Below are 26,680 nucleotides of genomic sequence, written 5' to 3' on the forward strand. Positions count from 1 at the left end.
TGTCCGACGCCGGCCCCGACGGTGTTCATCACGCTCCCACCCCCGGCCTCATCGGCCGGGCGCCGGAGCGGGCCGGATCAGATGTCGATCCAGAACGCCTCCATCCAGCGGCCCTCGTCGATGCTGCCGATCCACTGGTTGTACGACCACAGGCCCGTGCCCTTCCAGCCGACGTCCTTCACGTGGGCGGCGGCCATCATGCTCTCGTTGGAGCTCCACAGGTGGATCGCCTCAAGGTCGTTGCCGTTGTACAGCTCGACCGCCGCACCGGGGCCGATGTGGTACTCCGAGCCTGTGCCGTCGTTCGACCAGTGCAGCTGCACGTTGAAGTCCATCCCGCCGGTCGCGCCGACGGCGAAGCGGACGGCGTCGATCGGGTCGGCCTGCCCCTGCGATCCGGTGAAGCCCGACTGGTCGGTACAGATCGTGTTGGTCCACCCGGCCTTCCGCGTGTGCGCCTGGAAGCACACGCGGCGCCCCTGGGTCATGGTGCCGGCCGTGACCCCCTGCGTGCTCGTGTCGGCCTGCGCCGCGGCCATCGCCTGGATCTCCTCCGGGCTCAGCTCCTTGACCTTGGTCACCTCGTTCACCGCAGGAGCGGACGAGTCGGCGGCCTGCGCCACCGGCATCGCGCCGAGGAGCGTGAGCGCGGTGAGCGCCGAGACAGCGGTCAGTGCACGAAGTCGCATGACTGTTTTCCCCTTTTCAACCAATCGGTCAACTGCTTCGTGAACGTCAGTAAATGACACTCGAAGCGATTGCACCGCATAAAAACCAGCCATGTTCTCGGCCAGCCACCCAAAGCTCGAGAGCGTGGCCTAATTCATTGAAATGCGTAGCTTTTGGCGGATATCTGGCCCCATAGTCCTACCCGCAGGGCCGTCAACCCCCGAAGGCCCGCCGGCACGGGCGCCGTCGAAACGGCGCAGGCCGCGAAGGGCCCTCCCCGCACCCGCGACGGCCAGCTGGCTTGGTACGGCTACTGGTGTACAAAGCCATGCCGACGGACAACGCGCTGCCCCCCTTGCCTGTGCGGGCAGGAGGGCAGCCATCTCCCGGCGTTCACGGGCGCGGACCCTGGATGCGGAGGCCGGACATCTCATGTCGCCGGCGGTCAACTCGGGGGTGGCGGCCTCACGTCCAGCTCTTTGTAGTCGATGGGGTTCTGAATCCTCAGCCGGAATGTCGGAACCGCCCGATAGCATCGCCGAGCGTTGCAAAGGGGAGTCCGGAGGGACCGAACATGCAGGTCGCTGGTGTTGACTTTCAGATGAATCATCCGGTTCTGGCGCTGGGGTGGACCGACTGGTTGCCGGCGCTGGACTTGCGAGACGAAGCTGCGATCGGGTGTGACACCCATGTGGTGGTCCGGGTTCAGGCTCAGGTTCGGCTGGTCAAGGTCCGGCTCTTCTCCGAGCCGTTCGACGAGGGGTCGGGACCGGATCCTTCCTTCTCGACTGTCTTCGAGGGGCCGATCTCGTTGGCCGACGGACGGCTGGTCATCGGTGATGTCATGGGTGTGACGCGCTTCGTGAACCTCATTGGTGAAGCGGGCACGCGGCGGATCCGGGTCGCCGTCGACGAGCCCGGCTGGAACGCGACTGCAGTCGACATCTCCGTCGGCGCGCGGCTCTAGGCGGTGAGTGCGACAGCCTGCGCGAAGGCCCGTTCGGAGTCGTGGCGCGTGCGGTTCTGCGGGCAGTGGTGGAGGCGACCGAGGAGCTTGTTGAACAGATTCTGCAGGCCTGAGGTGCGCCGCTCGCCGCCGGCGCGTCGGGCGTCGTAGTGCCCACGGGGTCCGTGCGAGCGCGGGGCGACAAAGGCCCGCATGTAGTTGGCGGAGGCCAGCCTCTGGTTCGTTCCAAAGAGCGTCATCACCTGCGCCGGAGGCCTGCAGGAGGTGGGGTCAGCTGTTTTGGGGTGATTCGGCCTTTACGCCGTAAAGATGTCTTCCCGGCGGCCACGGGGGTGATCCCTCGAAGGGGGCCGCCGTCGGTTGGACAGCCACCTCAGCCGCCCTCACCGTGTGGGTGGTACTCGTTCGCTGTCCTGCGGTGCCGGCCCGGGCCTCAGTGGGGCGGTGCTCAAGGCCCGATCGGCCGGGGTGAGGCTGCGCCGATGTCGAGCAGTGCGGCGGCGGGGACGCCGTCGCTGTGGATGCGCCCGGCGTCCCGCTCCGTCTGTACCCGGTCGTCCAGCACCCCGACGAAGCGGGTCCTGATGAGAGTGCGCTGCTGGAAGACGTCCACGAACCACGGGGCCAGGTCGGGGCGAGCACAGCACCGTCCGCGTCCGTACTCCAGGCGTGTCTACGCACGCTCCCATCCGCGAGGACGAAGCCCTCCACATAGGCGCCACCGGCGCGGTGGGCGACCCGCAGAGCGTTGCTGAAACAGCGGCCGGATGTCCCGCGCCGCAGCGCACCGGACACCGGCCAGGATCTCGGGGCGAACTGCCTGCCCTGGACGAGAACGGTCCGCCCAGCGGGCAGACCTCCATGGCATACCGCCATCCCGAGCGCCACGACCAGGTCCCACTCAGCCCGCGTCAGCGTGGGGCTGGCGGCCGCCGCGAGCGCCGGGTCCGGCACCGGCACCCCGTCGGGCGCGGCCGGTGCCGGAGCGGGGGCGCAGAGCGGGGTGGGCGGGGCTGCGGCGCGGAGGAGGACGTCGAGGGCGAGGTCGGCGCTCGGGAAGGTCCCGGGGCGGCTGAAGCGGTGGGCGATGAACCGGACGGGGCGCCCGTCGTCCTGGTACTGGACGGCGATCCAGCCGCCCGGGCCCCGGAGGCCGTCCGGAAGACGGCGGGTCCGGCCCTGCGCCATGCCCTCGTGCGGGGGCTCCACCCCGGGCGCGGTCCAGGCCGCCGGCTGCCCGCCCGGTCCGAACGACACCGCCAGGTCGCCCAGCCGATCGGGCCCGCCGAAGCGTGCGCACGGGTCGGCGAGGGCGGTGCGCAGCAGCCCGGCACCCCGGGCACGGCGGACGGCCGCGCCGGCGCGGCGCCGGGAGCGGCGCGGGGCCCATCGAAGGAGACGGATCAGCCGTCGCGGCGCGCGAGGTGGGCGCCGGCCTGCCAGTCCCGCGGCGTCATGCCGTACGCCGCGCGGAAGGCACGGGTGAAGTGGCTGGAGTTGGCGAAGCCCCAGCGCCGGGCGACCCCCGCCACCCCGAGCTCCCCCGCCATCGGCCGCAGCAGGTCCCGGCTGCAGCGCTCCAGCCGCTGCGTGCGGATCCACCCGCCGACCGTGACACCCTCCGGCTGGAACAGCTTGTGGAGGAGGCGGACGGACATGAAGTTCGCCTCCGCGATCGTGGACGGTGACAGATCCGGATCGCGGAGGTTGCGCAGGATGTGGTCCTTGACCCGCTCGAGGGAGGCCGCGCTCCGCGAACCCTGCGGCCGGGTGCGCCCGGCCCGGTCGTCGACGAACAGCACCAGCAGGTCGAGTGCCGTGGCCGCGACCCGGCGCCCGACGGCCGCGTCCAGCCCCGCCGCCTCGCGCGCCATCCTCGACAGGTAGGCCGTCAGCAACGCGGCACTGCCCTCACTCCCGTCGAACGCCGTGGCCGTCAGTGCCCGCAGGTCCTTCTCGGGCACGTCCAGTTCGGCGCGGGGAAAATGGAAGGAGGTGAAGACGAACTCCTCCTCGAGCTTCTTCCGAAAGACCCGGGAGGTGTCGCTGATGGAGAACCCGCCCGGCCGGACGAGCGTCTCCCGTCCGTCCTGCTCCTTGAGCGCGGTGCCACGCTCCTGGATGCTGAGGATCAGTGACGGCGAGTCGCCCGCGGCGATCATGCGCCTGCTGCGCGTCGCCACCTGGGGCCCGGCCTGGACCCTGGAGATCCACACGGGACCCAGCCGGTGCCCGACGATCTCCCCGGGCGAGGGCACCTCCTCCAGGAAGTCCACGGTCATCGGCACGAAGGCGTGGGACACGGCGTCCTGCCAGCTCTCCGCCCGGCCGCAGGCGGACAGCGACGCGGTGGACAGAGACGCAGTGGACAGCGATGCGGACACCGGGTTCCCTTCGGGTCGACGCGTCATCGGGACACCGGACCCCGGGCGTCCCGTGGGCCGGACGGCTCGCCCGCCCCGCGGGCGCCGCGGATGTCGCGCCACTGGCTCGCTGAGATGCCGTAGGAGGCACGGAAGAGCCGGCTGAAGCGGGCCGGATCGGTGAAGCCCCACCGCCGGGCCGCGCCGGAGACCGTGCGGTCGCCGCTGCCCGTGCGGGTGAGGTTCTCGGCCGCCGCCCGGAGCCGGCGGCGCTGGATCAGGCGGCCGACGGTCGCCCCCTCCCCTTCGAAGAGCTTGTGGAGGGAGCGGACGGAGATGCGGTGCGCGGCCGCGATCGTCCGCGGTCCGAGCTGCGGATCCTCGAGGTGGCGGTCCACGTAGGCGTGGACCTCCCGGATCCGGGTGTGGCGGGAGTCCTGCGCGGCCGGCGTTCGACGGGAGGCCTGCTCGGTGACGAGGGTGGCGGCACCAGTGGCCCCCATGACGGCAACCACGAAGAACCCCTCGGCCTGCCCGGTGCCACGAGCGATCTCCCGCAGGCCGCGGGTGCAGCGGCGAGGGCCCGTTTCCGTCGCGGTGAAGAGCCGGTGCCCCAACCGCCGGGTCGTCATCCGGCCCGGGTCCCACGCGGGCTCGTACGAGGCGACCGTCACCGGCACGGCGGCGACGGAGACGGCGCGGCTCCCACGATGACCGGTGTTCCCGTCCTGCGGGAACCCGGCCGGGTCGGTCACGGATGTCACGGGTCCTCTCCCTTCGGTCGCCATGGCATCCAGCATGGGACACGGGATGACTTACGTCGGCGGCCGAATGACTGTGAAGCGACTGTGGGTGATGTGTCGCCGGACACATGAATCTCAGCGCATTCCAACCCGTGCGATGCGCGCACCTACACTGCAACGGTCCAGGTCACAGCCCTGGCGCAGGCGCAGAGGAACATCGGATGTCAGGCACCACACTGTTCGGCCGGAACGAGGAGCTGGCGGCCGTCGACGCACTGGTCGACGCCCTGCCCGGGCGTGGCGACGCGCTGCTGATCCACGGGGCCCCCGGGGTCGGCAGGTCCGCCCTCCTGGACCACGCCGCCGCCCGGGCCCGCGCGGGCGGATTCACCGTCCTCAGGGCCTCGGGTGTCCAGGCCGAGAGCGATCTGCCGTTCGCGGGGCTGCACCAGCTGACCCACACCATGGCCGAGCGCATCCCGCGCCTGCCCGCCCCTCGGGCGCAGGCGCTGCAGGGGGTCTTCGGCATGGCGGAGCAGTCCCCCGGCACCTCCGGGCCGCAGCTCTTCGTGCTTTCGCTGGCCGTCCTCGGCCTGCTCGCCGAGGCGGCCGCCGAAGCGCCCGTCCTGCTGGTCGTGGACGACGCCCAGTGGCTGGACACGCCGACCCTGGACGTCCTCGCGTTCGTCGCACGCCGTGTCGGCGCCGAACCGGTCGGCCTGCTCGTCGCCGTCCGCGAGGACCGTACGGTGTGGCGCGGTGCCCCCGACATCCGCGAGCTGCACCTCAAGCCCTTGGAGCCGAACGCGGCCGACGCCCTGCTGACCGCCCGCAGCCCCGCTCTCGCCCCGGGCACGCGCCGCCTGGTGGCGCAGATGTCGGCCGGCAACCCCCTCGCGCTGACCGAGCTGCCCACCACCCTGGGAACGGACGGGGCGCCCCCGGGATCCGCGCTGGCGCCCGGGCTTCCCCTCACCGCCCGACTGGAGCGGGCTTTCTCCCCGCGGCCGGCCGACCTTCCGTGCGACACGCACCTCGCGCTGCTGGTCGCGGCCACCGCCGACGACGGTGCGCTGAACGAGGTGCTCGCCGCGGCTTCGGCCCTGACGGGCACCGAGGTGTCCGCACGTGCCCTGGAGCCCGCCATCGCCGCGGGCCTGGTGCGCGTCGACGGGTTCCGGATCGACTTCACCCATCCGCTGGTGCCCTCCGCCGTCCTGAACTCGGCCTCGCTCGCGGACCGTCTCGCCGCCCACGGCGCGCTCGCCCGTACCCTCCAGGGACAGCCCGACCGGCAGGCGTGGCACCGGGCCGCCGCCGGCGGCCGTCCCGACGAAGCGGTGGCACGGCAACTGGACCAGGCGGCTCTCAGCGCGAGGCAGCGCGGCGCCGCGGCGGTGGCCCTGACGGCGCTGGAACGCGCCACCGCGCTGAGCGGGCTTCCCTCACACAGCGTCGCCCGCCTCCTCGGCGCGGCGGAACTGCACTTCGAACTCGGCCAGGCCGATCGCGTGTCAGAGCTGCTCCAGCAGGCCCAATCGCTGGGCCCGGACGTGCTGGAGCGGGCCCGCGTGGTCCTGCTGCGCGAATGGCTGGAGTCGGAGTCCGACACCACCACCTCCCGCATCCACCTGCTGATCACCACCGCCGAGCAGGCCGCCGAGGCCGGCGATCCCGAACTCGCGCTGCGGCTGCTGCGCGTGGCCGCGTGGCGGTGCTGGTGGGCCGACCCGGGGCGGGAACTGCGCGAGCGCGTCGTGACGGCCGCCGAGCGGCTACCGGTCCCCGAACTCCACCCGGACCTGGTGTGCACACTGGCGGGGGCCGCCCCGCTGGAGGCGTCGGCGACGGTCATCGACCGGCTGCGGCGCCTCGAACGCGAGGGCGGGTACGACGTCGTGACCGCCGCCACCCTGGGCAACGCGGCCATCATGGTGAACGCGTTCGACCACGTCACCGGATTCGCCCGCCACGCAGCGGACGGACTGCGCCGCCAGGGCCGCCGGGGCCCGCTGACCAAGACACTGGTGCTCCTCGCCCTCGCCACCGTCCACACCGTCGACTGGGAGACCGGACTCCCGGCGGCGGCCGAGGCCGCCCGACTGGCCGAGGAGACCGCGCAACCACGCTGGCTGACCGGCGCGCGGGTGGCGAAGGCCCAGTTCGCCGCGCTGCGCGGAGACCTGGACACCGCGCGGATCGCGATCGGCGAGGCGGAGGGCCAGGGACTGACCGTGGTCGACCCCTCCAAGCTCGCCTACATCCAGATCACCCGTGGCCTGATCGGCCTCGCCGCGGGCCATTTCGCCGAGGCGTTCTCCTGCGTCCAGCGGGTGTTCGACCCCGCCGACCCCTCCTACCACCCGTTCATGCAGACCATGGCCATCACCGAGCTGGCCGAGGCCGCCACCGGCGACGACCAGCGCGCCACAGCGAAGGCCGCCCTCCAACAGCTCCTCACGTCCGCCGGGACGAGCGAGGTCCAGATGATCCGGGTGAGCCTGGGATTCGCCCAGGCGCTGCTCGCCGACGACGAACACGCCGAAGAACACTACCGGGCGGCGTTCGACCTGGACATGTCCCGTACACCCTTCGTCCGCGCCCGACTCATGCTCGCCTACGGCACCTGGCTGCGCCGGCGCCGCCGGGTGATGGAGGCCCGCACACCGCTGCGGATCGCCCGGGACTCCTTCGCCGCCATGGGCGTGGAACCCTGGCGCGAGCGCGCCGCCCAGGAACTCCGCTCCGCCGGCGAGGGCACCACGAGCCAGGGCCGCCCCGACCGGGACCTCCTCACGCCCCAGGAGGTCCAGATCGCCCAGCTGGCGGTACAGGGACTCTCCAACAAAGAGATAGGCCGGCAGCTGCACCTGTCACCCCGGACGATCGGCACACACCTGTACCGGATCTTCCCGAAGCTCGGAATCACCTCCCGCAGCCAGCTGAGCGAAAAGCTGGGCCCACACTGAACACGACCCGCCCGACAGGCACGGGCCCCGCCCGAGACGTTCCGGCCGCATGCCGCGAACGGACACCCCTCGACCAACGTCTCGAACCAGCCCGTCCAGCGCCTCCTGCACCGGGCGGGCTGGCATCCGGTCGGGCTGGTCGACGGCCTGGACGAGGGGGTCCCGAACTCTTCTTCCGCTACCCCCGGCCACCAGGCGGAAGCAGCGCCCGCTGACCACCGGGACCGCAGCCGGCCAAGCCCAACGAGCACAGGTCCGCGAAAGCCCCGACAGAGCACACGCCAATGAGCGGGGCAGCGTCGAGGACCCAACGAGACACGCCTGCAGCCGGGGCCACCGGGCGGGCTCCGGTCCCGGGAGTCTCGCTCTGAGCGGTCAGTGCCAGCCGGTGCACGACCAGGAGCCGCCTGCCCCGTCGTACTGCTCCACGCAGGCCTGGTAGGCGTTGCTGCTCCCGACCATGGCTGTGGGTACCTGGCGGTCGAGCGAAGCGTTGGCGAGATACGACGCCCCACCCTTGATCTCAATCTTGAACCGCCAGTTGCTGTTCGCCTTCTCGATACGGGCCCACGCTGCACTGCAGGTGGCTGAATTGCGCAGCTCGACCACAGGGCCTCCCCCAGCCGGCGAGATCGTGTCGATGGTGCGGGCGTCATCTCCGCAACCGGTCGAGATCGGGTTCTTGCCCGTGCACCCGGACCCCCCGCACGTCGCGGCCTCAGCCGTCCCCACGGGCAACAACGCCGCCATGGCCAGTCCCGCGACAGCGACACCGACAGCCTTCTTGAACACGCGTTTCTCCTGACATTCCAGGGACCGGACACCCCTGCGTACGGCGAGTCGCCGCTCCAGCCGGTGCCGGTTCTCTTCTCCTGCACTCTCCCCGCAACGGAAGGGCGCCAGAACTCGAATCCGTCGGCGCTCGGAGCTCAACACCCGCGCACCCAGGTCGGTCCGATCCACTGTCACCGGAACGGGCGGATTCTCCGGCCTGAGCACCGATCCGAGAAAGCGCAACACGGACCGGCGGCCAGGACCTGGGTTTGGGTAGGAGGTAGCCATGCTCGTTGCATCCTTCAAGACCGCCGGCCTCGTCGCTCACTTCGATCCCACGACCGGTGCGACGGACCACGTGAGAAGCGTCAAGCCGTCAGAGACGGCATGTGGTCACTACGGCAAGCTGGCCGCCACCGATGTCGTGCTCTACCGGGAGGCCGGCGGGCTCCGACTCCGGGTGGGCAAGGAAGTGGTCCGGCTCGACGGGTCCGTTGACGTCCAGCACCATGTGGTCGGAGCCGATTGTGTCCTGGCCGTAGGACGGAGCATCGAGCTGCGCTATCCGGCCCCGCCTGAGTGGTACGGCCTGAAGGACGACTTGACGCCGTTCGCCGAAGCCGAGCACTTCGACCTCGGTCTCTTCGTGGCGAACGTGGCTGGCGACCCGGAACGGTCAGCACGGATCTACCGCTGACCCATGCGGTGAACACCGGGCTGGTGGCTCGCTCCGAGAGGAGACGGGCCACCAGACCGGATCGCTTCGCTCAGGGCCGGTGCGGGCGCCCGACCTGTTCGGCGGCGTCGGGGAGGAAGACGTGCAGCGGGGCCGCCGGCTGCTCGTGGTCGGGCTGATCGGTCACCAGTTGCCGCCGGTAACGCGGAGCCGGGCGAAGGCCTCGGTGGCCCGGGTCCGCTGTTGGCCGCCGATGGGTGCGGCGAGGGAGGCCATCGCGCGTTCGCCGGTGCGCAGGGTGAGGCGGTGGAGGTAGGTGGCGATGACCTCGGTGACGGCGGCGAGGTCGCCGATCGGGGAGGCGTCGAGGGCGGCGGCCAGGGCCTGCTCGAACAGGTCGCGGTCGCCGGGCAGGCCGTAGCGGGACAGCGCGGTGCGCAGCTCGTGCACGGTGGCCGGCCTGGGCGTGGCCGGGGCCTGGGGTTCGGGCTGGGTGGTCACCTGGTCCTCTCGGTGGTGGCGGCCGCCGTGGCGGCGGCGGCCGCAGGGTCGACGGTAGCGGTCGGCGGGCGGGCGGTAGGGCGGTCCTGGTCACGCGGTACCAGTACAGGTTCTGCAAGGTGCATGGGGAGTGCGCAGCGGAACGGTGAGGCGGCGGGCGACGGCGAGGGCGGCGCGGTGGCGAACGAGGAGGCCCGCGCCTGGACCCGTTGAGGATCGATCCCAAGCTGATCCACAACCGCCTCGGCTCTTTGGGGTGTGAGATCCGTCGCCCTCTCGACATAGACAGGGTGGGATCCGATCTGGGGAGAGGTCTTGGGGGTAGAGGATGAGTTCCGGGCTGTGTACGGCGAGCATCACACAGCGGTCTACCGCTATGTCCGCCGGCGGGTGGCTCCGGAGGAGGCCGCGGATGTGACGGCCGAGGTCTTCACCACGGTGTGGCGGCGCTTCGGGGACCGTCCTCGTTCGGCGGTGCTGCCCTGGTTGTACGGCGTCGCGCGCAGGACCGTCGCCAACCACCTTCGGGCGCGAGAGAGCGCGCTGGCGGCGGTGCGGGCCGGCGAGTCGGTGACGGTGGTCGCGGCGCGCGACGTCGGAGAGCAGGTCGCGGCCCGTGACGCCGTGCAGCGGGCGTGGTCGGGGCTGTCTCCGGCCGACCGGGAGGTGCTGGCCTTGACCGGCTGGGAAGGGCTACCGGTCCGGGACGCCGCCCGGGCCCTGGGGTGCAGTGCGGCGGTGTTCTCGATGCGGCTCCTGCGGGCGAGGAAACGGCTACGGACGGCTCTGGATGCCTCGGAGGACGGTTCCGCGCGGACGAAAGCGGCAGACACGCGGAAGGTGGGGGTGGCGCGGTGAGTACTGCGAAGCGGGTCAGGGAGATGATGGTGGCCAGTGATCCGGCTGCGGGCGAGCTACCGGACCGGGCCGAGGCCGAGGCCGCGTTGGAGATGATCCTGGGCGACGCTGCCGGACGGCCGGTTGAGGGCCCGCCGAGGCGTTCCCGGCCGCGGCGTCTGGTGCTCGGCCTGGCCGCCGCCGCGACCGTCTCGGCGGTGGCGACGGCGCTGCTCGTGCTGCCCGGGGGCAGCGGCCCCGCCGCGGCCGCCACCCCTGCACCGCTGGCGTACCACCTGACGGCGGAACAGGAGTCCACCGACGCGCGCACGCAACTCCTGCAGGTCGCCCGCACCGCCCGGTCGGCCGGCGAGACGCCCGTCACCCCGCTGGGGCTGCACTGGCAGCAGTGGGCGCTCAACACCCGCGACGACCGCGGAAAGGTCACCTCCCGCGTCGTCCCGTACGACTACGAGATCCTCAACGGCCCGGCCGGCCTCGTCATCAGACGGCGCAGCCTCGGCGGGTCGGACAAGACCCGCACGGACCCCTTCCACCCCACGCTTGGAGACGTCAGCACACCGCTGGACGGCCAGGCCCTGAAGGACTGGCTGCGCAGGCGCACCGCTGGTGTCGACGGGCCGGGCGGGGCCTCGCAGGCGGTCCATGACCTGCTCACCGCCCGAGCCCTGACCGGCGGCCAGCGCGCCGCGGTGCTGGAGCTGATCGCCTTGCTGCCGGGCCTCGAGGTCACCGGGACCGTGACCGACCGGGCCGGGCGGGTGGGCGTCGCGTACTCCGCGAGCTCGAAGGAGAGCGGCCTGCCCACCCGCTACACCTTCATCATCGACCCGGGCACCGGCCGGGTCCTGGCCCAGGAAGCAACCCTCACCGAGACCGCAGGCATGCTCAACGTCCCCATCCCCTCGGTGACCAGCTACAACGTCTACCTCGGCAATTCCGGCTGACCACGCGAACGCGCCAGGTGGCAGGGCGAGGGGGTCGCCTGCCACCCGGCGCTGTGCTATTTGCAGGCCGTGAAGTCCTCAGCCCTGTCGTTCGTGTAGTCGCCGACGTAGGAGGCCATCGAGTACGGCGGCTCGGTCCAGAGCTCCGTGTAAGGGCCGAGGAACGGACGACCGTTCGGCCTGATCGTGAGAACGCCGGTGTCGACCCAGCCCGAGGTCTGGTTCTGGAACCCGTAGTTGTTGAAGTAGATCCGGTCGTTGCGGTGCTCGAAGTTCCACTGCAGCCCCCTGCCGCCGAAGTTCTCGTCCTGGGTAGAAGCAATACCAGCGGTTGTCTGCGGCGCCCGCGGGGCAGTTGTGCCAGTCGGTGGCGAGGGAGTCGGTGCTCTGCGTCAGCTGCTGGATCTGGCCCGGCACTGCTGGGGTATCTGGAAGCGACGCATGGAGCTGAGAAGCGACGCATGGAGCTGAGAAGCGAGTCTCCGCCTGACACGCCCATGGACTTCGCCACGGCCCTGCCGCGCCTGGAACAGGCGGGCGAGGAGCTGGTCCTGCTCGGCCGGATCAGCGCGCTGGGCCGCACGTACCTCGCCTTCCTGAACGCGTCCGTGACCCGATGCGTGGCCTGCCTCTGACCGCCCGCCAGCCGGTGTCGCCACGCTCTCGTCCCCGACGCGGCGACGGTGCACCGAAGCCCTCTCACCGGGCGCGCCGACTCCGTGGCCTCTTCCGGCAGGTAGCCGTGCCGGGACTGCAGGAGAAAGCACCCACCCCCAGGCCTGCCATGTCACGCGTGACGGCGCTGTGGCCGGGATCTGCCCGGCCCTGGTCCAGCCGGGCCCAGGGCCGCGGTCCCTGCCCGTCTGTACCGGCTCTCGCGTGGCGCCAGCCGCGGCGGACCGGCGCACCAGGAGGACTGCCTTAGGCCAGCCGGTCGATCAGGGAACGGGCGGCGCGCTGCAGTGCCTCGTCGTCGTCGAAGCCGGAGAAGAAGCCTCCGCCGCGGCGGGCCCGGGAGAGTTCCGCGCGGATCCGGGGCAGGGCGGGTGCTGCGGCGGGGCCCATCCGCTGCAGGCACGCCAGGACGAAGCCGGCGGTCGCGTCGTTCTTGCCCCAGGCCTCCAGCAGCACCTGCAGGACGGATTCCGTCTCGGTAGGTCCGGCAATGGCGTGGATCGCGGCAGCCGCGTGCACCCGGGTCCACTCGTACTCGGCCTGGAGCATCCGTCGCAGGGCGGGCAGCGCCTCGGCCGCCGGTATGCCGATCCGGCCCAGAGCGTCGGCCGCGCCCCGCAGCTGGTGGGTGTCGAGAAGGCCGGTCAGGCGCGGTACGGCATCCGCGGGGTCACGTTCGACGGCCCACAGCGCTTCCACTGCGGCGAGGCGCAGGTTCGGGTCCTCGGCTTCGGCGAGCGGGCGGACGCTCTCCAGGGCGCCGACGGCGTCGGTGCCGAAGCGGGCCAGCGCGTGAAGGGTCGCGGTTGCGCCGCGTCGCTGGTCCTGGACGACACAGGCGGTGAGAGCCGCGGTGAGTGCAGGCACAGCTGCCGGGTCGCCGAGCTTGCGGAGGGCAGCGATCAGCGCGCAGGCTTCCGACCAGGACCAGTCCTGGGAGAGGTCCGCGTCGGCCAGGCGCCGGGTCAGACGGGGCAGCAGGTCGCCTGCGGCCTGCGGGAGGTCGCCGGCGGCCTGCACCGCGCGCCAGGAGTCGACACCGGCGTCCAGCGCCGTCACCAGATCAGGCAGGGCACGCTCGTCGCCGAGGCCGGCCAGCGCCGCTACCGCGTTCTGGTGGGCCCGGCGCAGCAGCGGGTTCGGGGCGGCCCACGCGGTCGGCCCGTGGGCGGAGCGGTGGGCTGCGACGAGGGTGGCGAGGGCTTCGCGAGCGGGTTCGGCAAGGGCGGTGGGGATTCGACCGAGCGTTTCGGCGGCTTCGGCCGTGGTGTAGGGGTCGTGGGGCTGCAGGCAGTCGGCGAGCAGCCGGACGAGGTGGGTGTGGTCGCCGCGCCAGGAGCTGATCAGTGTCTGGGCCATGCCGATGGCGTCGTAGCGGGTGGCCCGGTCCGGGCTGCGGAGCTGGGCGGTGAGAAGAGCGGTGCGCTCGGCGACCCGGGTGTCCAGGATCTCATGGAGGGTGGTGAGCAGGTCGGTGGTCGGGGCGTGGGTGCGGCCGCGCCGGTCGAGGTCGGCGAAGACCGCGGCGAGCCGCGGCGGGACCTGACTCTTCGGCGCCGGTCCGGTGGCGGCCCCGGTACACGCCGCGCACTGCCCGCAGGCGGCCGGCCGGGCGTCGGCCTCATCCTGGGGTTCCGGTTCAAGTGAGAGCTGCTGGAGCAGGGCGACGGCGGTCGGGACGAGGTCGGCACCGAGCGTCTCCGGTGTGCAGGCGGCGCGGTGGACGAGGGCGGCCAGCCTGATGTCGGCGTCCAGTCCCGAGTCCGTGGCCAGAGCGGTGAGCCAGGCCGTGACCGGGCCGAGCGCGTCCGGCAGCCGCCGGGCCAGAACGGCGGCCGTCTCAATGGCCAGGAGCCGACCCACGGTGCCACTCTCGGCCGCCAGCCGCTCGCGCAGCAGCGCGAACGCCTGGTCCGCATCGTCGAGGAACAGCCCCAGGGCCGGGACTGCCGCCTGACGCACCCGCGGATCAGGGTGCGCCGCGTGCCGCTCGAAGTCGCCGACGCGCTCGCGCATCCGGGGCACGACATCCGCGTGGGGCGTCGACATGTCGCCGGCCGGACTGTAGTAGATGCCGTCGGGGTCGCATTCCAGCGCCGCGCGGCCGATGCTGACCAGGAGGGCGAGAACTGCTTCACGATCCGGCGTCTTCGCGTCGTCGGCGAGCGCGAACAGGAACGGCAGGCTCGCCGCGGTACAGGCGTAGACGTCGCCCTGGTGGTGGGCCGCGCTGTAGAAGCTGCTGAATGCCTTCTTCCGGACGTCGGCATCGGGCGAGGCCATCTGCTCCAGCCACCGCGGGACCTCCACGGCCGGACCGTAGGCGTGGCCCATCGACGACCAGTCGACATCCGCAAGGTGTTCGTTGATCATGAACCGCACCATGGCACAGGTCACTGACAAGGCCGCGGTTGGCCGTATCCCGCCCGGCGGCCTCCTCAGCCAGCAGGGCCCGCACGATCGCGGCGGGTTCCCAGCAATGGGCCTTCGCGGTCGGGATGATCTCGGCCATCGCCCGTCGGATGTGAGGCGGTTTCAGGCGACGGGTCAGCGCCATCGCCTCGTCGAACGCCTCGCCGAACGCGGCCCCGGAGGCCGCGACGGCCGAGGCCAGTGCGGCCAGTCGGGGGCGGACCGGTGCAGGGGACGGAGTCGTGGTCATGGGGCGTGCCCTTCGTGTCGGAGCAGTTGGACAGGTTGCGGTCATGGAGGAGATGGGTGATGAGAACGTGCGGGCAACCGTCGAGCAGCTGGCTCGGCGGGTCCGTGACGAGCTCGCCGCTGCGGGTCAGCCGGCCGCCGCCGGGCTGGCCCTCACCTCAACCGGGTCCTCCCCGCAAGCGCGGGGGTCGGTCGAGCAGAGAATCGCCTTTGAGCAGAGGGAGCTGGGCCTGTTGCGAAAGTGGGTCTGTCTTTGCAACGATCATGGTTTGGCGCGAGGGGGTGACGGACCGCAATGGGGCAAGAGCCGAAGGCGTGGTACAGCGCCAGAACCTTCTACAGATGGCTGACCGGGGAAACCCGTCCCTACGAGGAGCGTGTCGTGCTGTTTCGCGCACGGTCCCTCGACGAGGCCGTGGAACTGGCCGAGCGGGAGTCGGCCGAGTACGCCCGGGAGGGCGACTTCGAAGTCCTCGGCATGGTGCAGGCTTACCGGATCTCCGACGGCGACGAGGAGGTGGGCGCGGGTACGGAGGTGTTCTCCAAGCTTCATGCGCTCGACCTCCCGGCGAACGCGTTCCTCGACCGCTACGACTCGGGACCGGCACACACTCAGATCAGTGAGTGATGTCGTTCGCGAGGTTCGGTCTGGCAGAAGGGCGTGGATGTCTCCGCTCGACCACCCTCGCCTTCACCGTTGTGTGCGCCCGTCTTCCCCACGCAGGCGGGGGTCAGCCGGAGTTCCGGGAGTAGTTCTCGGACCAGTACGTGTTCTCCCCGTTCCGGGGCGCCCGGGGCCGCTGGCCGACCAGTCGTCATTGCCGTGCACGACTTCGGCCGTTTCTTCGGCCGGTGATCGTGACGGTCGCCAGCTCGTGGGTGCACAGGCCGGGTGTGTCACACAGCGCGGTCGGGGTGTGGCTGTAGTCGGGCGCTGAGGACTGTCCCGGCAAGGAGATCGGTTCGGTCCATGCCCGCACCGAGCCCTTCAGCGAGGCGGTAGAAGAGACCGCGCAGTCCCAGCGGCCCGGTCTCCCCGGTGTCCGGTCGGGCGCCCAGTGCCCGCAGTTCGGCGTCGAAGCGGTGGGGGTCCTGGCCGGTGCGGTGCTCGGGCTGGATGCCCAGCAGGGTGTCCAGACCGGTCACCAGCCGCCCGTTCTCCGCATAGCGGAAGTCCACCATGGGCTTCTCGTTGGCGTGCAGGGCCACTGCCGCCGTCCCGGCCGAGACCACGCCGAGCAGGTCGTCGTCCCCGACGCACAGCCAGCTGTCGTGCTCCCACACCCACGCCCACGACTCGTACCGGCCGGCGGTGACCACGTAGGCGCCGTCCTTGTAGAGGATGTCACCGAAGTCCTCGCGGAACTCCTCCTGGGTCCGCTCGGCGAGTGTTGAGGGGTCCGCGCGCATTCGTTCCAGGAGCTGTCGCGCAGTGAGATCACGGGCGAAGGTGACGCTCACCAGCGGCAGGTCCGCCCCATACATCCAGCCCAGGCCACTCACCCGTACTCCCCCCGGCGGCAACGACCGACCTTCCCCGAGGAGGCTAGACGGCCCGTACGACAGACCAGGCGATCCAGCCGGACCCGACCGGCCCCAGGACCCCGCACGAACAGGCCGACAGCCCACCGGGAAGCCAAGCCGAGCCCGCCAACCCCAGAAACAGCAACACCGACACAGCACCCCCGACACCTGCCACCATGGGCGTTGCACCTTGACACCTCAACAGACCAGCCCGGATCGAGTCGCTCAGCAGGCTGGCCAAGAAACGGCAAAGCTGTCAGAACAGTGCAGGTCGCGAAGGGGTCCTCCCCGCAAGCGCGCGGGTCAGCCCTCGGACCGGCGCCCGCGTCCTGATCGACGTCGGCGACGCGAGCGCCTTCCCAAGCGCCGCCCGCCTCGCCTCCTACGCCGGCCTCACCCCCGCAACCCGCAGTCCGCCTCCATGCGCGGCGAACAGCCCTCCCGCCGAGGCAACAAGCAGCTGAAACGGGCGTTCTTCCTGGCAGCGTTCGCCTTGCTCAGCAACCCGGCCTCCCGCGCCTACTACGACAAGAAGATCGGCCAGGGGAAGCGACACACCCAGGCACTCCTCTGTCTGGCCAGGCGCTGGGTCGACGTCCTGTTCACGATGCTTCGCGACGGGACCTACAGCCACAGCCCGGAAGATCCGGCGGATCTCAGGCTCGAACAACTCATCCAATCCGTCCGCCGCGGAGAGCCCAGAGCCATCATCCGGCCGGCGGGTTCTCCTGGTGTCGGAAGTGTCACCCATCGAATCGCCGCCAATCCAGGTCGAAATGACCGAGCGGCCGCAGCGCGCTGCGGTGATGGGCGCCGATCCAGACCTCGACCTCGTCATCGTTCTCCCACCTCGGCGTGACGAGGGCGGGTGTGGCCTGGCAGGGCGTGGTAGCGGTGGGTGCGCAGGCCGGGGTGGCGCGGGTCGGCGGCGAGCCGGTCGAGCGCGCGGCGCACCCGGCGCAGTTTCACCGCGTCGGCCCGGCGGCGCTGAAGGCAGCGCAGGGTGCGGGCGGCGGCGGGGGCGTAGTGCAGCGTCGGCATCGAGGCCTCCTTCGGTTCGGGCATGGAGAAGGGCCCGCCCTCAGTGTGAGGGCGGGCCCTGGGTGGGCTGGCGGGCAGGTCAGCCGGTAGGACCGGCGGCCTGGGCGGCGGCCCGGCCGGCGGCTGCGATGCATTCGACGTCGACCTGGTCGGCGACGCGGACGAGCGCGCCGGCGAACGGCGCCGCGGCCCGCCGCCCGGTCGGGCACGGGCCGGTGGTCCAGCTCGCTGCGACGGCGCGCAGCAGCGCGGCAACTGCTGCGACCGGAATCGTCAGTTCGCCGGAGACGAGGTCGAGGGCGACGGGCATCCGCACGCCGGGCGCGCCGTCGGGGCTGCGGTGTCATTGGTATCGGTCATCCGGTTCTCCAGAATTTCGTCGGCGTATTCACGTAAGAGGTCGCAGAAATAGAAAAGTCCCGGCCGCCGGAAAGCGGTCGGGACTTCTCTTTTGTGACTGAGCGCTTCACTTGGCGAGTTGAGCAAATCTACTGACCAGCGACGATGTTCCAAAGCCGCTCCCCCGTGGAACGGTCCTTGGAGCCCTGCAGCCCGCTGACCAGGAACAACGCAAGGTGCTCAACGGGCCAGCTCGACCGTTAACCGGCCGAGTAAAGCACTCAGTCACAGGTTGCGGGCGGTACATCGCATTCCGCAGCTTGTTTGCTCTGGACCTGTGCCTTGTTGATGGCGGCTTGAAGTTGAAGCCAGGTTGGATCTGTCGCGCCGGCCGCGGTCACCGTCGCCAGATCGTCTGCTTCCCATGTGCGGGTTCCGTCGGTCAGGACAAGGTGCGCCTCCAGGTCGTCGCCGTCGTCCGGAATCTCGGAGGTGGCCTCCAAGAACGCTATCGCTGCAGCCCTTGAGACGTCCCTGCTTATGGTGCGGGCCTGCGTGGAGCCGCCGAGCGTGGAGCCGGTCGGCACGGACAAGAGCACCAGCTCTCCCTCACTGCCGGCAACGAGAAGCTCGCCGGTCGCCGTGACGGCCAGCGCGGACAAGCGGGACCCGGACAGCACATCGTGCTCGGCCGCTTGCCGGGTGTCGAGGTCCATCTCGACCAGCGTCCCCGCGGGCGTTGCGATCCACAGCACGCCCGGTTGCGGCCCGAAGGCTATGTTGTGACGCGACCAGGCTTCCATCTGGACAAGCCACTCCTGCGGGTACGGATAGCCAGGGCAGGGCTCGCCGAGGGTTGTGGCCAGAACCCGGTGCAACGAAGGAAACTCGAATACCTCCACCGAGTTGTCGTACGCGTTGCCACGGACTGCCATATGACGTCCGTCCGCGCTGAAGAGCGGAGTCTCGTAGCCGTCACAGTCCAGGATCAGCGCCCGGCGGAGCGGCCGCATCACGGCAGGCCCGGTCCCCCGATCGACGCGCGCGAAGAGGCAGTGCGTGGCGCCCTGGTCGCTGGTGAGCGTGGCGACAAGTCCGCCCCCGGGATGTTCCGCGACTCCTGTGTCCCACGGCAGTCCGGCACCGATGGTTCCGGAGGCAAGGTCAAGGACGTCCGAGCTCTCCCACCCGCCGCCTTCGTCGCGAGACGACGGTGAACCCCACAGGGTCTGCCCGTCCGGGCTGAAAGCCAGACTGCGGTAGGAGGCGTTGGCTGGAGCGCCTTCCGGTTCGGAGACCCCAGCAGGAGTCCATTGCCGTAGTCCGTCTTCCCCTGCCACGACGAGCAGCGGCTGGTGCGGATGCCACGCCGAAGCGGGCGTCTGTCCTGCCCGCTTCCACCCATAGGTGTCTCCATCGGCATCCGACGTGAGGCTCACGGAGCCGAGTTCGCGTAGCTGCCCCGCGCCGCAGTCCCAGATGTGGACTGCCGGACGCTCGGAGTCCGAGCAGGCCACCAGCGGAAGCCGCGGATGGCATCTCAGCTGTTCGAAAGAGCGTTCGCCGCCCACCAGCCCATGTGCCACTACTTCAAGATCAGTCACCCCAGCAACGTAGTTCTCGCCGGCCTGCGCGGCGAGGCCCTTACCGGCAGCAGGGCCTCGGCGAGGATCTGCTCCTGCTGAGCCTGGGTGGCTCCGGCGTCGCGGGCCTCGTAGAGGCGCCGGGCGACGGAGCCGGGCATCTTCTGGGTGATCATGCGAGGGCGGGGGTCGTCGGTGGAGCCGCCGGCCGCGCTGTAGCCGAAGGTCGCCTGGATGTGGAGCATGAAGCCGCGCTGCTCGGCGTCACGGCGCACCCGCTTCCTCACCTGCGGCTGCCAGGCGACGCGCACGGCCTGTTCGACCTTGGCCACGTTCACTTTGGCCATCGGGATGTCGCCCTTGAGCTCGCCCCCGGCGGCGGCTTTGAGGGCGTGGACCCAGCGCTTCGTGGTGCGCACCGAGACGCCGGCCGCGAGGGCGAGCCGGGCAGTTTCCTCCTTGGCGACCTTCTCCCGCAGGAACTTGACCCGGGTGTTCAGGTGCACCGGGATGGGGCGGGTGCGCTCGGCGCGCTCCGGGTCCTCGTCGATCTCCCCCACGGGGCATCAGGTCCTTCCCGCCGCCCCAGGTTCAGGGGCGGCATCGTGTTCGAGTGGCGGTGAGTAGGCGGCCCGCCGGGCGGGTGTCGGCGGGCCGCGCGAGGGCTACTCGTCGGCGGACACCTGGCCGCCGGTCTTGACGTGACGGGCCGGGTTCGTCTCGTCGGCGATGAGTTCGGCGATCTCGGCCATCGGCCGGGAGCCCTCGAACTTCACCATCCCCGGGCTGACGCCCAGACGCAGGGAGGTGGTGAGGGCGCCGTCCAGCGCGAACCGGGCTTGTAGCCTTGCCCGCGCGGGCGTTCGCGCATCTTGCCGATGGTCCCCTTCGTGGTCTGCCTGACCGCGGTGAGGACCGCGAGCTCCGCCGGGTCGCCGGTCGTCTTCAGGCCTGCCATGGCGTCGAGGAACGCGAGCGGGTCGGTGTCGGCGAGGGTGAGCGGGACACCGAGGGTGGCCATCGTGTCCAGGTAGGCCTGGCGCAGGTGCTTGTGCCACGGGTCGAGGTAGGGGCCGTGCTCGTGGCGCAGCCAGCCCTCCAGCGGCTGCGGGCGGGCGCCGAGCTCCATGGCGTAGGCGACCTTCACCGTGGAGTACCAGGCCGGACCGGTCTGCGGGAGCCGTCGGCGGTGGACGGGCTGGGCAGGAGCGGGTCGGTGTCGACATGGGAGAGGTCGACCAGCCACGAGCCGGGGACCGTCTTGTCGAAGTGGGGGTTCAGCTCGTGCACCGGGCCGGACAGCGGCAGCGTCAGACGGCCGGCGGCCGCGAGGAAGGCCATGCTGACGTCCAGGCCGACCGCATACAGCGCCGTCTTCTGCTCGTCGTCGGTGAGCTCGCGGAACCAGTCCCACGCCTCGGTCACCAGCTCCTCCCCCAGCCCGCGGTCCTGGGCCAGGGGGTGGACGTCCGGGACCTCCGGCGGCGCCGGGTCGAACGCGTCCTTCGGGCGGGAGCCCTCCACCGGTCCGGACGTCCAGCCGGTCTCGGTACGCACCGCGCGGGTGGGCGGGCGCAGCGCGGTGACGAGTCCGAGCCCGGAGACGGCGGTGGAGCCGCGGGGGTGAGGACGCGGGTGACGTAGGTGCCGAGCAGGCGGGCCAGGCTGGGGGCGTCCAGGTTGTCGGGGATGGTCCAGCCGCCGGACGCGAGGGCACCCCACGATCCAATGCCCTCGGGGAAACCATCGCGTCTGCGAAACCGTCCCCGGCAAGCCCCGGCCGGACTGCCGTGACCACGATCCGCAGCTGCCGTTCACCGCACTTCAGCGGGATCTTTCACCACCATCCCCGCCCACCCGTTCACCACAACTCCTCACAACAACCCTCATGAACAGGAGGCTACGCCAGCTTGTTTACGATCAGGCGGTCGCCCGGTCGCAGAGTGTTCTCCATCGAGCTCGACGGCACCGCGAACGGGCGAGCCACGAAGGCGTTCACCGGCAGGGCGATCACGACACAGACACCCAACAGCCGGAGCAGGGCGCGCAGGCGAGAACGAGTCCGCAGGCTCCCGGACGAGTACTCCTCGCTCACATCCACCCTCCTGACGGTCGGTGCCGAACGGCAGCGCCGCGCGTAGGGCGGCGCTCCCCCTCGACCCGCTGCTGGACCTCGTCGATGCCGGCGCAGTGCGCCGGACCGGCGATGGTGGTGGCGGTGGTGGCGGCACCCAGTGGCGGGCCCGGCGCCGCGTCGGCGGCGTGGCTGGTGTCCTCGCCGGCCAGGCCGTCAAGACGGGCGATCAGCTGGTGCAGAAGCCCGCCGCGGTAACGTGCGGCCAACGTCGGGCCGTCCAGCCTCGGCTCCACACGCCGGCCGGCCGCCGGGCGGCCCGGACGGCGCTCCAGCCCGGCCGCCCAGGCGTCCAGTTCCTCGGCCGAGAAGACGTTGTCCAGCGACAGCATCGGCACGCTGTGCGGCACGTCGCCCGCGACCGCGCCCCCCGGGGGGACTCCGGCAGCACCTCACCCGGGTGCGCCTCCTGGTAGACCGCGATCACCCGCACCAGCTCGCCGTACTCGTCGGCCCCGAGCGGCGTGGCCCCGTCCGCGCAGTACGCCGCGGCCGTCTGCACAGCAACGGCGTCGGCGTCGGCGGACGAGGACGACAACAGAGCGATGTACCGATCACGGGGACATGATCGCAGCCAGCACCGACGACGTACCCGCCCCCAGCGGCGAAGCTTGAGAGCGAGCACGCGACTCTCCGGCGTTCCGCCGCCAACCTACGGGGCGTTGGCCGCCCCACCGCGCCGGACAGCGCCGGCCATCGCCACGTGGGCGGCTTGGGCGACGCCCTCCGGTCTTCTCCTGCACTGTCCCACTCTCCGTGGAGGTGAACTCTGCTACTTCGGACACGATGCCGACCTGAAGACTTCCCGGTATGGACCACAGGACCGTGGGCCAGGCCCCGAAGAACGCGGCGAAAAGTCTGGAAGGCACGTTGCTGTAGCTGGTACCGTCCGGCCCGGCCACCGAGGCGCCGGCGGTGCTGGACCAGCCACTGCCGGCCTGCATCCAGGACCCCGTCGTCGCTGGGCTGTCCAGTACCTGGAGCTCGGGCCAGGTCGAAGGCCATGTCACGCGAATCAAGCTCCTCGAACGCAAGGGCTATGGCCGCGCCAACCTCGACCTGCTCCGTCGACGCATACTCCTTGCGTCCTGACCCAGTTCACTCCCGATCACACGATCGCACCCCTCGCGCCGCGCTGTCGGAAGCATGGGCAAGGATCTGCGTCATGACGGTGACTGCTACTGACTACCTGTGGTTCGAGGACAGATTCCCAGACCTGGCTGAGGCCTACTGCTTCACGCTCGTGAACGACCTCGCGCCCTCCGAGCTGCTGAAACGCCTCAACGGGGAAGAACACCCCGCGCTGACCGGAGTGACAGCAGTCATCGAGGCCGCCTACGACCTGGGCGACACGCAGCAACTGGTCGCGATGACCGGCATCGGCTCATGGACCTTGATGATCGAGCCGAACGGCTATCTCGGTGTCAGCGAGGAACGGGCTTTGCCAGCCTCGGCAGGAACCACCTGGATCTCACACTTCTGCAACATCAACGGCGTGGACTCATTCCTCTGGGCCGAGGACGCCGCGATGCGCTTGGTCTTCGAGCCGATGTTCCCCGATTACCGTTGGGGCAGCACCCCCGATGACCAACTGGAGACGATGCGTCGCGTCGGCTTCCACTTCAGCACCGAAGAGCCGGAAATCGACCAGTCAGTAGCCGCAGCCTTCGCCCTCACGAACGTGATGACCGGGGTCCGCCTGACGCCAGAGATCCTTGAGACAGCCACATTCGCCTGTGGGGCTGTCAAGATCCGCTGATCACAGCAGGGCCCTGCCTATTTAGGTTCGGCACGAATCTGATCACAAGATCTTCGACAGAGCCGAATTACATGATCGTCCACAAACGCTGTCGAAGTCGAGATGCTCGGCGATGTCCGGCCAGACAAACCGTACGAGACCTTCCCAGAAGTACCCGTTCGGCTCGTGCCCTGCCTCGGCTACTGCCACGTCAGCAGCAAGGCCCCCCAACGTCCAACGTCAGCGAGCGTTCGCCGTCAATGTTATGAAGCTTGATGGCCACGGCCGCGATCGCGATCTTCTCACGCCCGACACGCGCGGCCGGACCCGCTCCATCGACCCATCCGCTCCCTCGCCGCTCCGACTCGGTGAACCTTTGCGGCCACGGCACCAGCCAGTGGTCGTCACGTGGGTGGAGTCGACGGGCTGCGGCACCCGGTTCGAGACGTTGACTGCCGACGTCTCGCGCCGTTGGCCCGATGGTAGTGGCTGATGTCCTCCAACAGAGTGGGCTGACCCGCCTGTCGGACCTACCTACGCGAATCATCGCGGTGATGCAGGCACATTAACGGCATGACCGCGCAATCGTTGAGAGACCTGCTGCTTCGCGCACAACGCGACGTGGCCTTCGCCGAGCTGGCGCGCACGGACCCCGACACTGCCGCTGCCGACTACGACCTCAGCCCCGACGAGCTTGAGAGCCTCCGACGCCGCGAGGGGGACCTGTACTACTACCTCGTTGGAAGCCTCCGGGCAGACGACATGGACATGACGCTTCCGCCGACCACTCTGACAGAACCCATGCGGTTGACGTACCACTCGTTCTCCGATTTGTTCCGCGGCGACCAGGGAATCGAGGCAGCGGAAAAGCGCAGGGAACTGGTGGAGGCCATCAGGACGCTGAGTGGTGCCGAGCGGCGCGCCAAGATCAATGAGCTAATGGAGTACGTGTGAAGACGACTAATGAATCGCGCCGACCGACCGATATCTACGTCGTCGGCCTTGGCATCCGGAACGTCTCGCAGATCACCCGCGAGGCCGAGCAGGCCATGCGCATGAGTAAGAAGATCTTCACCGTTGCCGGCGGGTTCGGTATCGACGAATACCTGACGACTCTGTCTCCGAATGTCCACAGCATGCTGGACAAGTACAAAGAGGGCGGGAATCGCCTGCACACCTACCGGGCCATGGCAGCTGAGGTTGTGCATGCGGCTCTCGATGACTCTCCTGTGTGCTTCGCAACGTACGGGCACCCCAAGATCTACGTGTATCCCACCGACCTGATCGAAAAGTCCGCACCGCTGCTTGGCCTGGCCGTTAGGACCCTGCCGGGCATCTCAGCACTGGACACCATCATCACCGACCTAGGTCTCGATCCAGGACCGCACGGTCTGCAAATGTACGAAGCGACTGATCTCCTGGCTCGCGAACGGCCGCTTCAGCCGGATGTTCCCTGTCTGTTGTGGCAGGTCTCAGCCGTCGAGACTGCCATGTACTCCACCAAGCGAGGCAATTCCGAGAGATACCGTCGCCTGCAGGACTATCTGTTGCGCACCTACGCTGCTGAGCATCAAGTGACCATGATGCTCAGCTCTACCTACGCGCTGGTAGAACCGCTGAAAGAGACCTTCTCCCTGGGTGAACTCGCTGACGTGCTGGCTCACGGGCTTCAAGTAGGGACACTCTACATCCCGCCGACGGAGGAACGTTCGGTACGCAATCCAGAAGTTATTCGTGATGCTTTTGACGCGGAACACCTTAAGCGCATCACCGAGTCGACCTGAGACCGACTCTGCCTACTCACAGGATCGTTCGGACAATGTCTTAGCTAAGGGGTTGCAGAGAATCAAGATGTTGCTTCATGGTCTTGGGCTCGTTGATGTGGTATGCGCATCTCCGAGTCGATCCGTGACCAACTCGCCTTGAAGTTCCAGATGTTGTTCCCGCACCTGGATGAGCGGCAACGGCGTCTGTTGATGGGCGCCGAAGCCCGGGTGCTGGGCCATGGTGGTGTCCGGGCCGTCGCACGGGCGGCTCAGGCCAGCGAGACCACGGTCCGCAGGGGCGTGGACGAGCTGGACGCCGGAGAAGAGCGGCCCGGTCGTCGACGAACAGCACCAGCAGGTCGAGTGCCGTGGCCGCGACCCGGCGTCCGAGGGCCTCGTCCAGCCCCGCCGCCTCGCGCGCCATCCTCGACAGATAGGCCGTCAGCAACGCGGCACTGCCCTCACTCCCGCCGAACGCCGTGGCCGCGCCCGGCGGCCGGCCTGGTCCGGCCCGCCTCCGACGCCGGTGGTGGCGCACACCGCGAGAGGGTACGTCACCTCAGTTTCGGCGGGCGATCCGCGAGGACGGGGTCGTCGGACGTCGGAGGCCTGTCCGTCGGCCCCGCCGAGTTCGCCGCCCTCCACCGCATCGCGGCCAGCTGCGACGACGTCCCGATCACCGTCGCCCTCGCACGCTGACCACCGGCACCGCTCCCACCCGCCACCGGCCGGCAGAACCTCCAGGGTACCGACCGGGCACCGTGCCGCAGGCCCGCAATGGTCCCTGCCCTGAGGGTTCCCTGGCCCGGTGACTACCCGAAGGCGGCCGAGCGGCCCGGCCCGGACGCCGGACCTTCGGCGAGGACGGTGTCCGCTTCGCTGAGCATGCGGCGGCGTTCGGCCAGGACGTTGTCGAACGCGGTGGTGTTCTGCTGGATCAGGGAGCGTTGGATGGCGGCCTCGGCTTCGTTCCAGATCCGGACGAGCCGGGTCTGTTGTTTGCAGGCGACGTCGGTGAGGGCGGTCGTCCGCTCTTCGTCGGTGGGTTGTTCGGAGGGCCAGGTGCCGGTCTGCAGCGGTGTCGCGTAGTCGTGGCCGGCCTGTTTCATGCACCGGGACCATGCAGCGACGGCGGCCACGACCTCCGGGGTCTTCGTCGATCGGTCGAAGGACTCCTGGTTGACCGACCGGACCAGATAGGCGTCTCCGGGGTAGCTGGTAGTGCCGGTGATCCGGCGCGCAGCGGATTCCTGGCAGCCCTGCGGGCCGGTGAGCGCGTTCAGCTGGTCAGGGGAGAGCGGTACCTGCGCCGGGTCCGGGTGGGCGGGCAGGTGGTAGCCGGTGGTGCGGGCCCCGGCGGCACTGGTGAGTCCGTAGCGCCGTTCGTACCGCCCCAGAACGGGGGCCGGGTCGGTGGCCGGGGCGGGTGGTTGGACGCCTGCGCTCCGCAGGCATTCGGTGACCAGTCGGTCCAGGGCGGTGTGCAGCCGGACGTTGTCGGCGGGTGGGAGGAAGTACGGGTCCAGCGGCAGGGAGATGACGGTGGCGTCGGCGGAGGTGCCTGCCGGGCCGAATGGTGTTGCCTCGGTGGAGGCAGGTGCGGTGCCGGTGGTGGTCCCGCTGTTCGTGGAGCAGGAGGCGAGCAGCAGAAAGCAGATGGCGACGGCCGCGAGCGGCGCGGTGAGCCGTGGTGTGTTCATGGGGTCGAGGGCCTCGAATCTCCGGTCGGCCGGGCCGTCCGAGGAGTCGGAC

The 26,680-nt window shown here is 70.2% G+C and carries 27 protein-coding genes and 2 pseudogenes; 12 read left to right on the forward strand and 17 right to left on the reverse strand.

Features of this window, described 5'->3' with window-relative positions; translation table 11 throughout:
• Positions 1-77: 77 nt before the first annotated feature.
• On the reverse strand, positions 78-689 hold the full coding sequence (locus tag ACFVVU_RS09090; RefSeq protein ID WP_380690196.1) for a hypothetical protein: 612 nt from the start codon (positions 687-689) through the stop codon (positions 78-80).
• Between the two features lie 554 nt (positions 690-1,243).
• Between ACFVVU_RS09090 and ACFVVU_RS09095 the strand changes: the two genes are divergently transcribed.
• Positions 1,244-1,636: a hypothetical protein gene (locus ACFVVU_RS09095; protein ID WP_387788877.1), complete on the forward strand. Its 393-nt coding sequence runs from the start codon at positions 1,244-1,246 to the stop codon at positions 1,634-1,636.
• Between the two features lie 448 nt (positions 1,637-2,084).
• Here the strand turns inward: ACFVVU_RS09095 and ACFVVU_RS09100 are convergent, their stop codons facing one another.
• The 3 genes from ACFVVU_RS09100 to ACFVVU_RS09110 all read right to left on the reverse strand — a co-directional run bounded on the left by ACFVVU_RS09100 (position 2,085) and on the right by ACFVVU_RS09110 (position 4,763).
• Positions 2,085-2,249 carry a hypothetical protein gene (locus ACFVVU_RS09100; RefSeq protein WP_387788878.1) on the reverse strand — a complete coding sequence of 55 codons (165 nt, stop codon included), beginning with the start codon at positions 2,247-2,249 and terminating at the stop codon, positions 2,085-2,087.
• Positions 2,250-3,039: 790 nt separating this feature from the next.
• Positions 3,040-4,020 (reverse strand): helix-turn-helix domain-containing protein, encoded by a 981-nt coding sequence (locus ACFVVU_RS09105; RefSeq protein ID WP_387788879.1) that lies wholly within the window; start codon positions 4,018-4,020, stop codon positions 3,040-3,042.
• Between the two features lie 23 nt (positions 4,021-4,043).
• The gene (locus ACFVVU_RS09110; RefSeq protein ID WP_387788880.1) at positions 4,044-4,763 is read right to left on the reverse strand and encodes a helix-turn-helix domain-containing protein; all 720 of its coding nucleotides are present in this window, start codon (positions 4,761-4,763) and stop codon (positions 4,044-4,046) included.
• A gap of 200 nt (positions 4,764-4,963) precedes the next feature.
• Between ACFVVU_RS09110 and ACFVVU_RS09115 the strand changes: the two genes are divergently transcribed.
• Complete coding sequence (locus ACFVVU_RS09115) at positions 4,964-7,711, forward strand: AAA family ATPase (protein ID WP_387788881.1); 2,748 nt, start codon at positions 4,964-4,966, stop codon at positions 7,709-7,711.
• A 375-nt stretch (positions 7,712-8,086) separates the two neighbouring features.
• Here the strand turns inward: ACFVVU_RS09115 and ACFVVU_RS09120 are convergent, their stop codons facing one another.
• Positions 8,087-8,503 (reverse strand): DUF2690 domain-containing protein, encoded by a 417-nt coding sequence (locus ACFVVU_RS09120; protein ID WP_380682103.1) that lies wholly within the window; start codon positions 8,501-8,503, stop codon positions 8,087-8,089.
• Between the two features lie 268 nt (positions 8,504-8,771).
• On the opposite strand from ACFVVU_RS09120, the gene ACFVVU_RS09125 reads away from it, so the two are divergent.
• Positions 8,772-9,182 carry a hypothetical protein gene (locus ACFVVU_RS09125; protein ID WP_387788882.1) on the forward strand — a complete coding sequence of 137 codons (411 nt, stop codon included), beginning with the start codon at positions 8,772-8,774 and terminating at the stop codon, positions 9,180-9,182.
• Between the two features lie 162 nt (positions 9,183-9,344).
• Here ACFVVU_RS09125 and ACFVVU_RS09130 read toward each other — a convergent pair whose 3' ends face one another.
• Positions 9,345-9,662, reverse strand: a complete 318-nt coding sequence (locus ACFVVU_RS09130; protein WP_387788883.1) for a hypothetical protein — start codon at positions 9,660-9,662, stop codon at positions 9,345-9,347.
• Positions 9,663-10,004: 342 nt separating this feature from the next.
• Between ACFVVU_RS09130 and ACFVVU_RS09135 the strand changes: the two genes are divergently transcribed.
• The 3 genes from ACFVVU_RS09135 to ACFVVU_RS09145 all read left to right on the forward strand — a co-directional run bounded on the left by ACFVVU_RS09135 (position 10,005) and on the right by ACFVVU_RS09145 (position 12,102).
• On the forward strand, positions 10,005-10,520 hold the full coding sequence (locus ACFVVU_RS09135; RefSeq protein WP_380682106.1) for an RNA polymerase sigma factor: 516 nt from the start codon (positions 10,005-10,007) through the stop codon (positions 10,518-10,520).
• Positions 10,517-11,467 carry a hypothetical protein gene (locus ACFVVU_RS09140; RefSeq protein ID WP_387788884.1) on the forward strand — a complete coding sequence of 317 codons (951 nt, stop codon included), beginning with the start codon at positions 10,517-10,519 and terminating at the stop codon, positions 11,465-11,467. The genes ACFVVU_RS09135 and ACFVVU_RS09140 overlap by 4 nt, the downstream gene beginning before the upstream one ends.
• Before the next feature lie 461 nt (positions 11,468-11,928).
• Positions 11,929-12,102: a hypothetical protein gene (locus ACFVVU_RS09145; RefSeq protein WP_387788885.1), complete on the forward strand. Its 174-nt coding sequence runs from the start codon at positions 11,929-11,931 to the stop codon at positions 12,100-12,102.
• 286 nt (positions 12,103-12,388) lie between these two features.
• Here ACFVVU_RS09145 and ACFVVU_RS09150 read toward each other — a convergent pair whose 3' ends face one another.
• On the reverse strand, positions 12,389-14,515 hold the full coding sequence (locus ACFVVU_RS09150) for a HEAT repeat domain-containing protein (protein ID WP_387788886.1): 2,127 nt from the start codon (positions 14,513-14,515) through the stop codon (positions 12,389-12,391).
• A gap of 583 nt (positions 14,516-15,098) precedes the next feature.
• On the opposite strand from ACFVVU_RS09150, the gene ACFVVU_RS09155 reads away from it, so the two are divergent.
• The gene (locus tag ACFVVU_RS09155) at positions 15,099-15,431 is read left to right on the forward strand and encodes a DUF4288 domain-containing protein (RefSeq protein WP_387788887.1); all 333 of its coding nucleotides are present in this window, start codon (positions 15,099-15,101) and stop codon (positions 15,429-15,431) included.
• A gap of 269 nt (positions 15,432-15,700) precedes the next feature.
• Here the strand turns inward: ACFVVU_RS09155 and ACFVVU_RS09160 are convergent, their stop codons facing one another.
• Positions 15,701-16,288 (reverse strand): DUF6461 domain-containing protein, encoded by a 588-nt coding sequence (locus ACFVVU_RS09160; RefSeq protein WP_387788888.1) that lies wholly within the window; start codon positions 16,286-16,288, stop codon positions 15,701-15,703.
• 341 nt (positions 16,289-16,629) lie between these two features.
• On the opposite strand from ACFVVU_RS09160, the pseudogene ACFVVU_RS09165 reads away from it, so the two are divergent.
• Positions 16,630-16,955: pseudogene (locus ACFVVU_RS09165) on the forward strand (transposase); the annotation flags it as partial.
• 206 nt (positions 16,956-17,161) lie between these two features.
• Here the strand turns inward: ACFVVU_RS09165 and ACFVVU_RS09170 are convergent.
• From ACFVVU_RS09170 to ACFVVU_RS09205, 8 genes are all read right to left on the reverse strand, one after another.
• Positions 17,162-17,368 (reverse strand): hypothetical protein, encoded by a 207-nt coding sequence (locus tag ACFVVU_RS09170; protein ID WP_387788889.1) that lies wholly within the window; start codon positions 17,366-17,368, stop codon positions 17,162-17,164.
• A 79-nt stretch (positions 17,369-17,447) separates the two neighbouring features.
• A complete protein-coding gene (locus ACFVVU_RS09175) occupies positions 17,448-17,684 on the reverse strand; it encodes a hypothetical protein (protein WP_387788890.1) in 237 nt (78 codons plus the stop codon).
• 304 nt (positions 17,685-17,988) lie between these two features.
• Positions 17,989-19,311, reverse strand: coding sequence for a hypothetical protein (locus ACFVVU_RS09180; protein WP_387788891.1), 1,323 nt, complete (start codon positions 19,309-19,311; stop codon positions 17,989-17,991).
• Positions 19,308-19,850 carry a telomere-protecting terminal protein Tpg gene (gene tpg, locus ACFVVU_RS09185; protein WP_387788892.1) on the reverse strand — a complete coding sequence of 181 codons (543 nt, stop codon included), beginning with the start codon at positions 19,848-19,850 and terminating at the stop codon, positions 19,308-19,310. The genes ACFVVU_RS09180 and tpg overlap by 4 nt, the downstream gene beginning before the upstream one ends.
• A gap of 212 nt (positions 19,851-20,062) precedes the next feature.
• The gene (locus ACFVVU_RS09190) at positions 20,063-20,437 is read right to left on the reverse strand and encodes a hypothetical protein (protein WP_387788893.1); all 375 of its coding nucleotides are present in this window, start codon (positions 20,435-20,437) and stop codon (positions 20,063-20,065) included.
• Complete coding sequence (locus tag ACFVVU_RS09195) at positions 20,434-20,847, reverse strand: hypothetical protein (RefSeq protein WP_387788894.1); 414 nt, start codon at positions 20,845-20,847, stop codon at positions 20,434-20,436. The genes ACFVVU_RS09190 and ACFVVU_RS09195 overlap by 4 nt, the downstream gene beginning before the upstream one ends.
• Positions 20,848-21,190: 343 nt before the next feature.
• Positions 21,191-21,385 (reverse strand): S26 family signal peptidase, encoded by a 195-nt coding sequence (locus tag ACFVVU_RS09200; protein WP_387788895.1) that lies wholly within the window; start codon positions 21,383-21,385, stop codon positions 21,191-21,193.
• The gene (locus tag ACFVVU_RS09205; RefSeq protein WP_387788896.1) at positions 21,382-21,756 is read right to left on the reverse strand and encodes a hypothetical protein; all 375 of its coding nucleotides are present in this window, start codon (positions 21,754-21,756) and stop codon (positions 21,382-21,384) included. The genes ACFVVU_RS09200 and ACFVVU_RS09205 overlap by 4 nt, the downstream gene beginning before the upstream one ends.
• Positions 21,757-22,589: 833 nt before the next feature.
• Between ACFVVU_RS09205 and ACFVVU_RS09210 the strand changes: the two genes are divergently transcribed.
• The 4 genes and pseudogenes from ACFVVU_RS09210 to ACFVVU_RS09225 form a co-directional block, all read left to right on the forward strand.
• Complete coding sequence (locus tag ACFVVU_RS09210) at positions 22,590-23,183, forward strand: DUF6461 domain-containing protein (protein WP_387788897.1); 594 nt, start codon at positions 22,590-22,592, stop codon at positions 23,181-23,183.
• Positions 23,184-23,735: 552 nt separating this feature from the next.
• Positions 23,736-24,116 (forward strand): hypothetical protein, encoded by a 381-nt coding sequence (locus ACFVVU_RS09215; RefSeq protein ID WP_387788898.1) that lies wholly within the window; start codon positions 23,736-23,738, stop codon positions 24,114-24,116.
• Complete coding sequence (locus tag ACFVVU_RS09220; protein WP_387788900.1) at positions 24,113-24,946, forward strand: SAM-dependent methyltransferase; 834 nt, start codon at positions 24,113-24,115, stop codon at positions 24,944-24,946. Before ACFVVU_RS09215 ends, ACFVVU_RS09220 begins: the two co-directional genes overlap by 4 nt.
• A 102-nt stretch (positions 24,947-25,048) precedes the next feature.
• A pseudogene (locus ACFVVU_RS09225) lies at positions 25,049-25,291 on the forward strand (ISAzo13 family transposase); the annotation flags it as partial.
• A gap of 449 nt (positions 25,292-25,740) precedes the next feature.
• On the opposite strand, the gene ACFVVU_RS09230 reads toward ACFVVU_RS09225, so the two are convergent.
• Positions 25,741-26,680: hypothetical protein (locus ACFVVU_RS09230; protein ID WP_387788901.1), on the reverse strand; the 940-nt coding region annotated here is incomplete at its 5' end.

The sequence above is a fragment of the Kitasatospora sp. NPDC057965 genome, from assembly GCF_042887135.1.
GTDB lineage: Bacteria > Actinomycetota > Actinomycetes > Streptomycetales > Streptomycetaceae > Kitasatospora.

Coding starts and splice junctions, on each gene's coding strand:
- ACFVVU_RS09115 (WP_387788881.1), top strand. CDS start 4,964: ATGTCAGGCACCACACTGTTCGGCCGGAACGAGGAGCTGGCGGCCGTC.
- ACFVVU_RS09150 (WP_387788886.1), bottom strand. CDS start 14,515: ATGATCAACGAACACCTTGCGGATGTCGACTGGTCGTCGATGGGCCAC.
- ACFVVU_RS09125 (WP_387788882.1), top strand. CDS start 8,772: ATGCTCGTTGCATCCTTCAAGACCGCCGGCCTCGTCGCTCACTTCGAT.
- ACFVVU_RS09155 (WP_387788887.1), top strand. CDS start 15,099: ATGGGGCAAGAGCCGAAGGCGTGGTACAGCGCCAGAACCTTCTACAGA.
- ACFVVU_RS09160 (WP_387788888.1), bottom strand. CDS start 16,288: ATGTATGGGGCGGACCTGCCGCTGGTGAGCGTCACCTTCGCCCGTGAT.
- ACFVVU_RS09215 (WP_387788898.1), top strand. CDS start 23,736: ATGACCGCGCAATCGTTGAGAGACCTGCTGCTTCGCGCACAACGCGAC.
- ACFVVU_RS09145 (WP_387788885.1), top strand. CDS start 11,929: ATGGAGCTGAGAAGCGAGTCTCCGCCTGACACGCCCATGGACTTCGCC.
- ACFVVU_RS09090 (WP_380690196.1), bottom strand. CDS start 689: ATGCGACTTCGTGCACTGACCGCTGTCTCGGCGCTCACCGCGCTCACG.
- ACFVVU_RS09095 (WP_387788877.1), top strand. CDS start 1,244: ATGCAGGTCGCTGGTGTTGACTTTCAGATGAATCATCCGGTTCTGGCG.
- ACFVVU_RS09170 (WP_387788889.1), bottom strand. CDS start 17,368: ATGCCGACGCTGCACTACGCCCCCGCCGCCGCCCGCACCCTGCGCTGC.
- ACFVVU_RS09205 (WP_387788896.1), bottom strand. CDS start 21,756: ATGCTGTCGCTGGACAACGTCTTCTCGGCCGAGGAACTGGACGCCTGG.
- ACFVVU_RS09210 (WP_387788897.1), top strand. CDS start 22,590: ATGACGGTGACTGCTACTGACTACCTGTGGTTCGAGGACAGATTCCCA.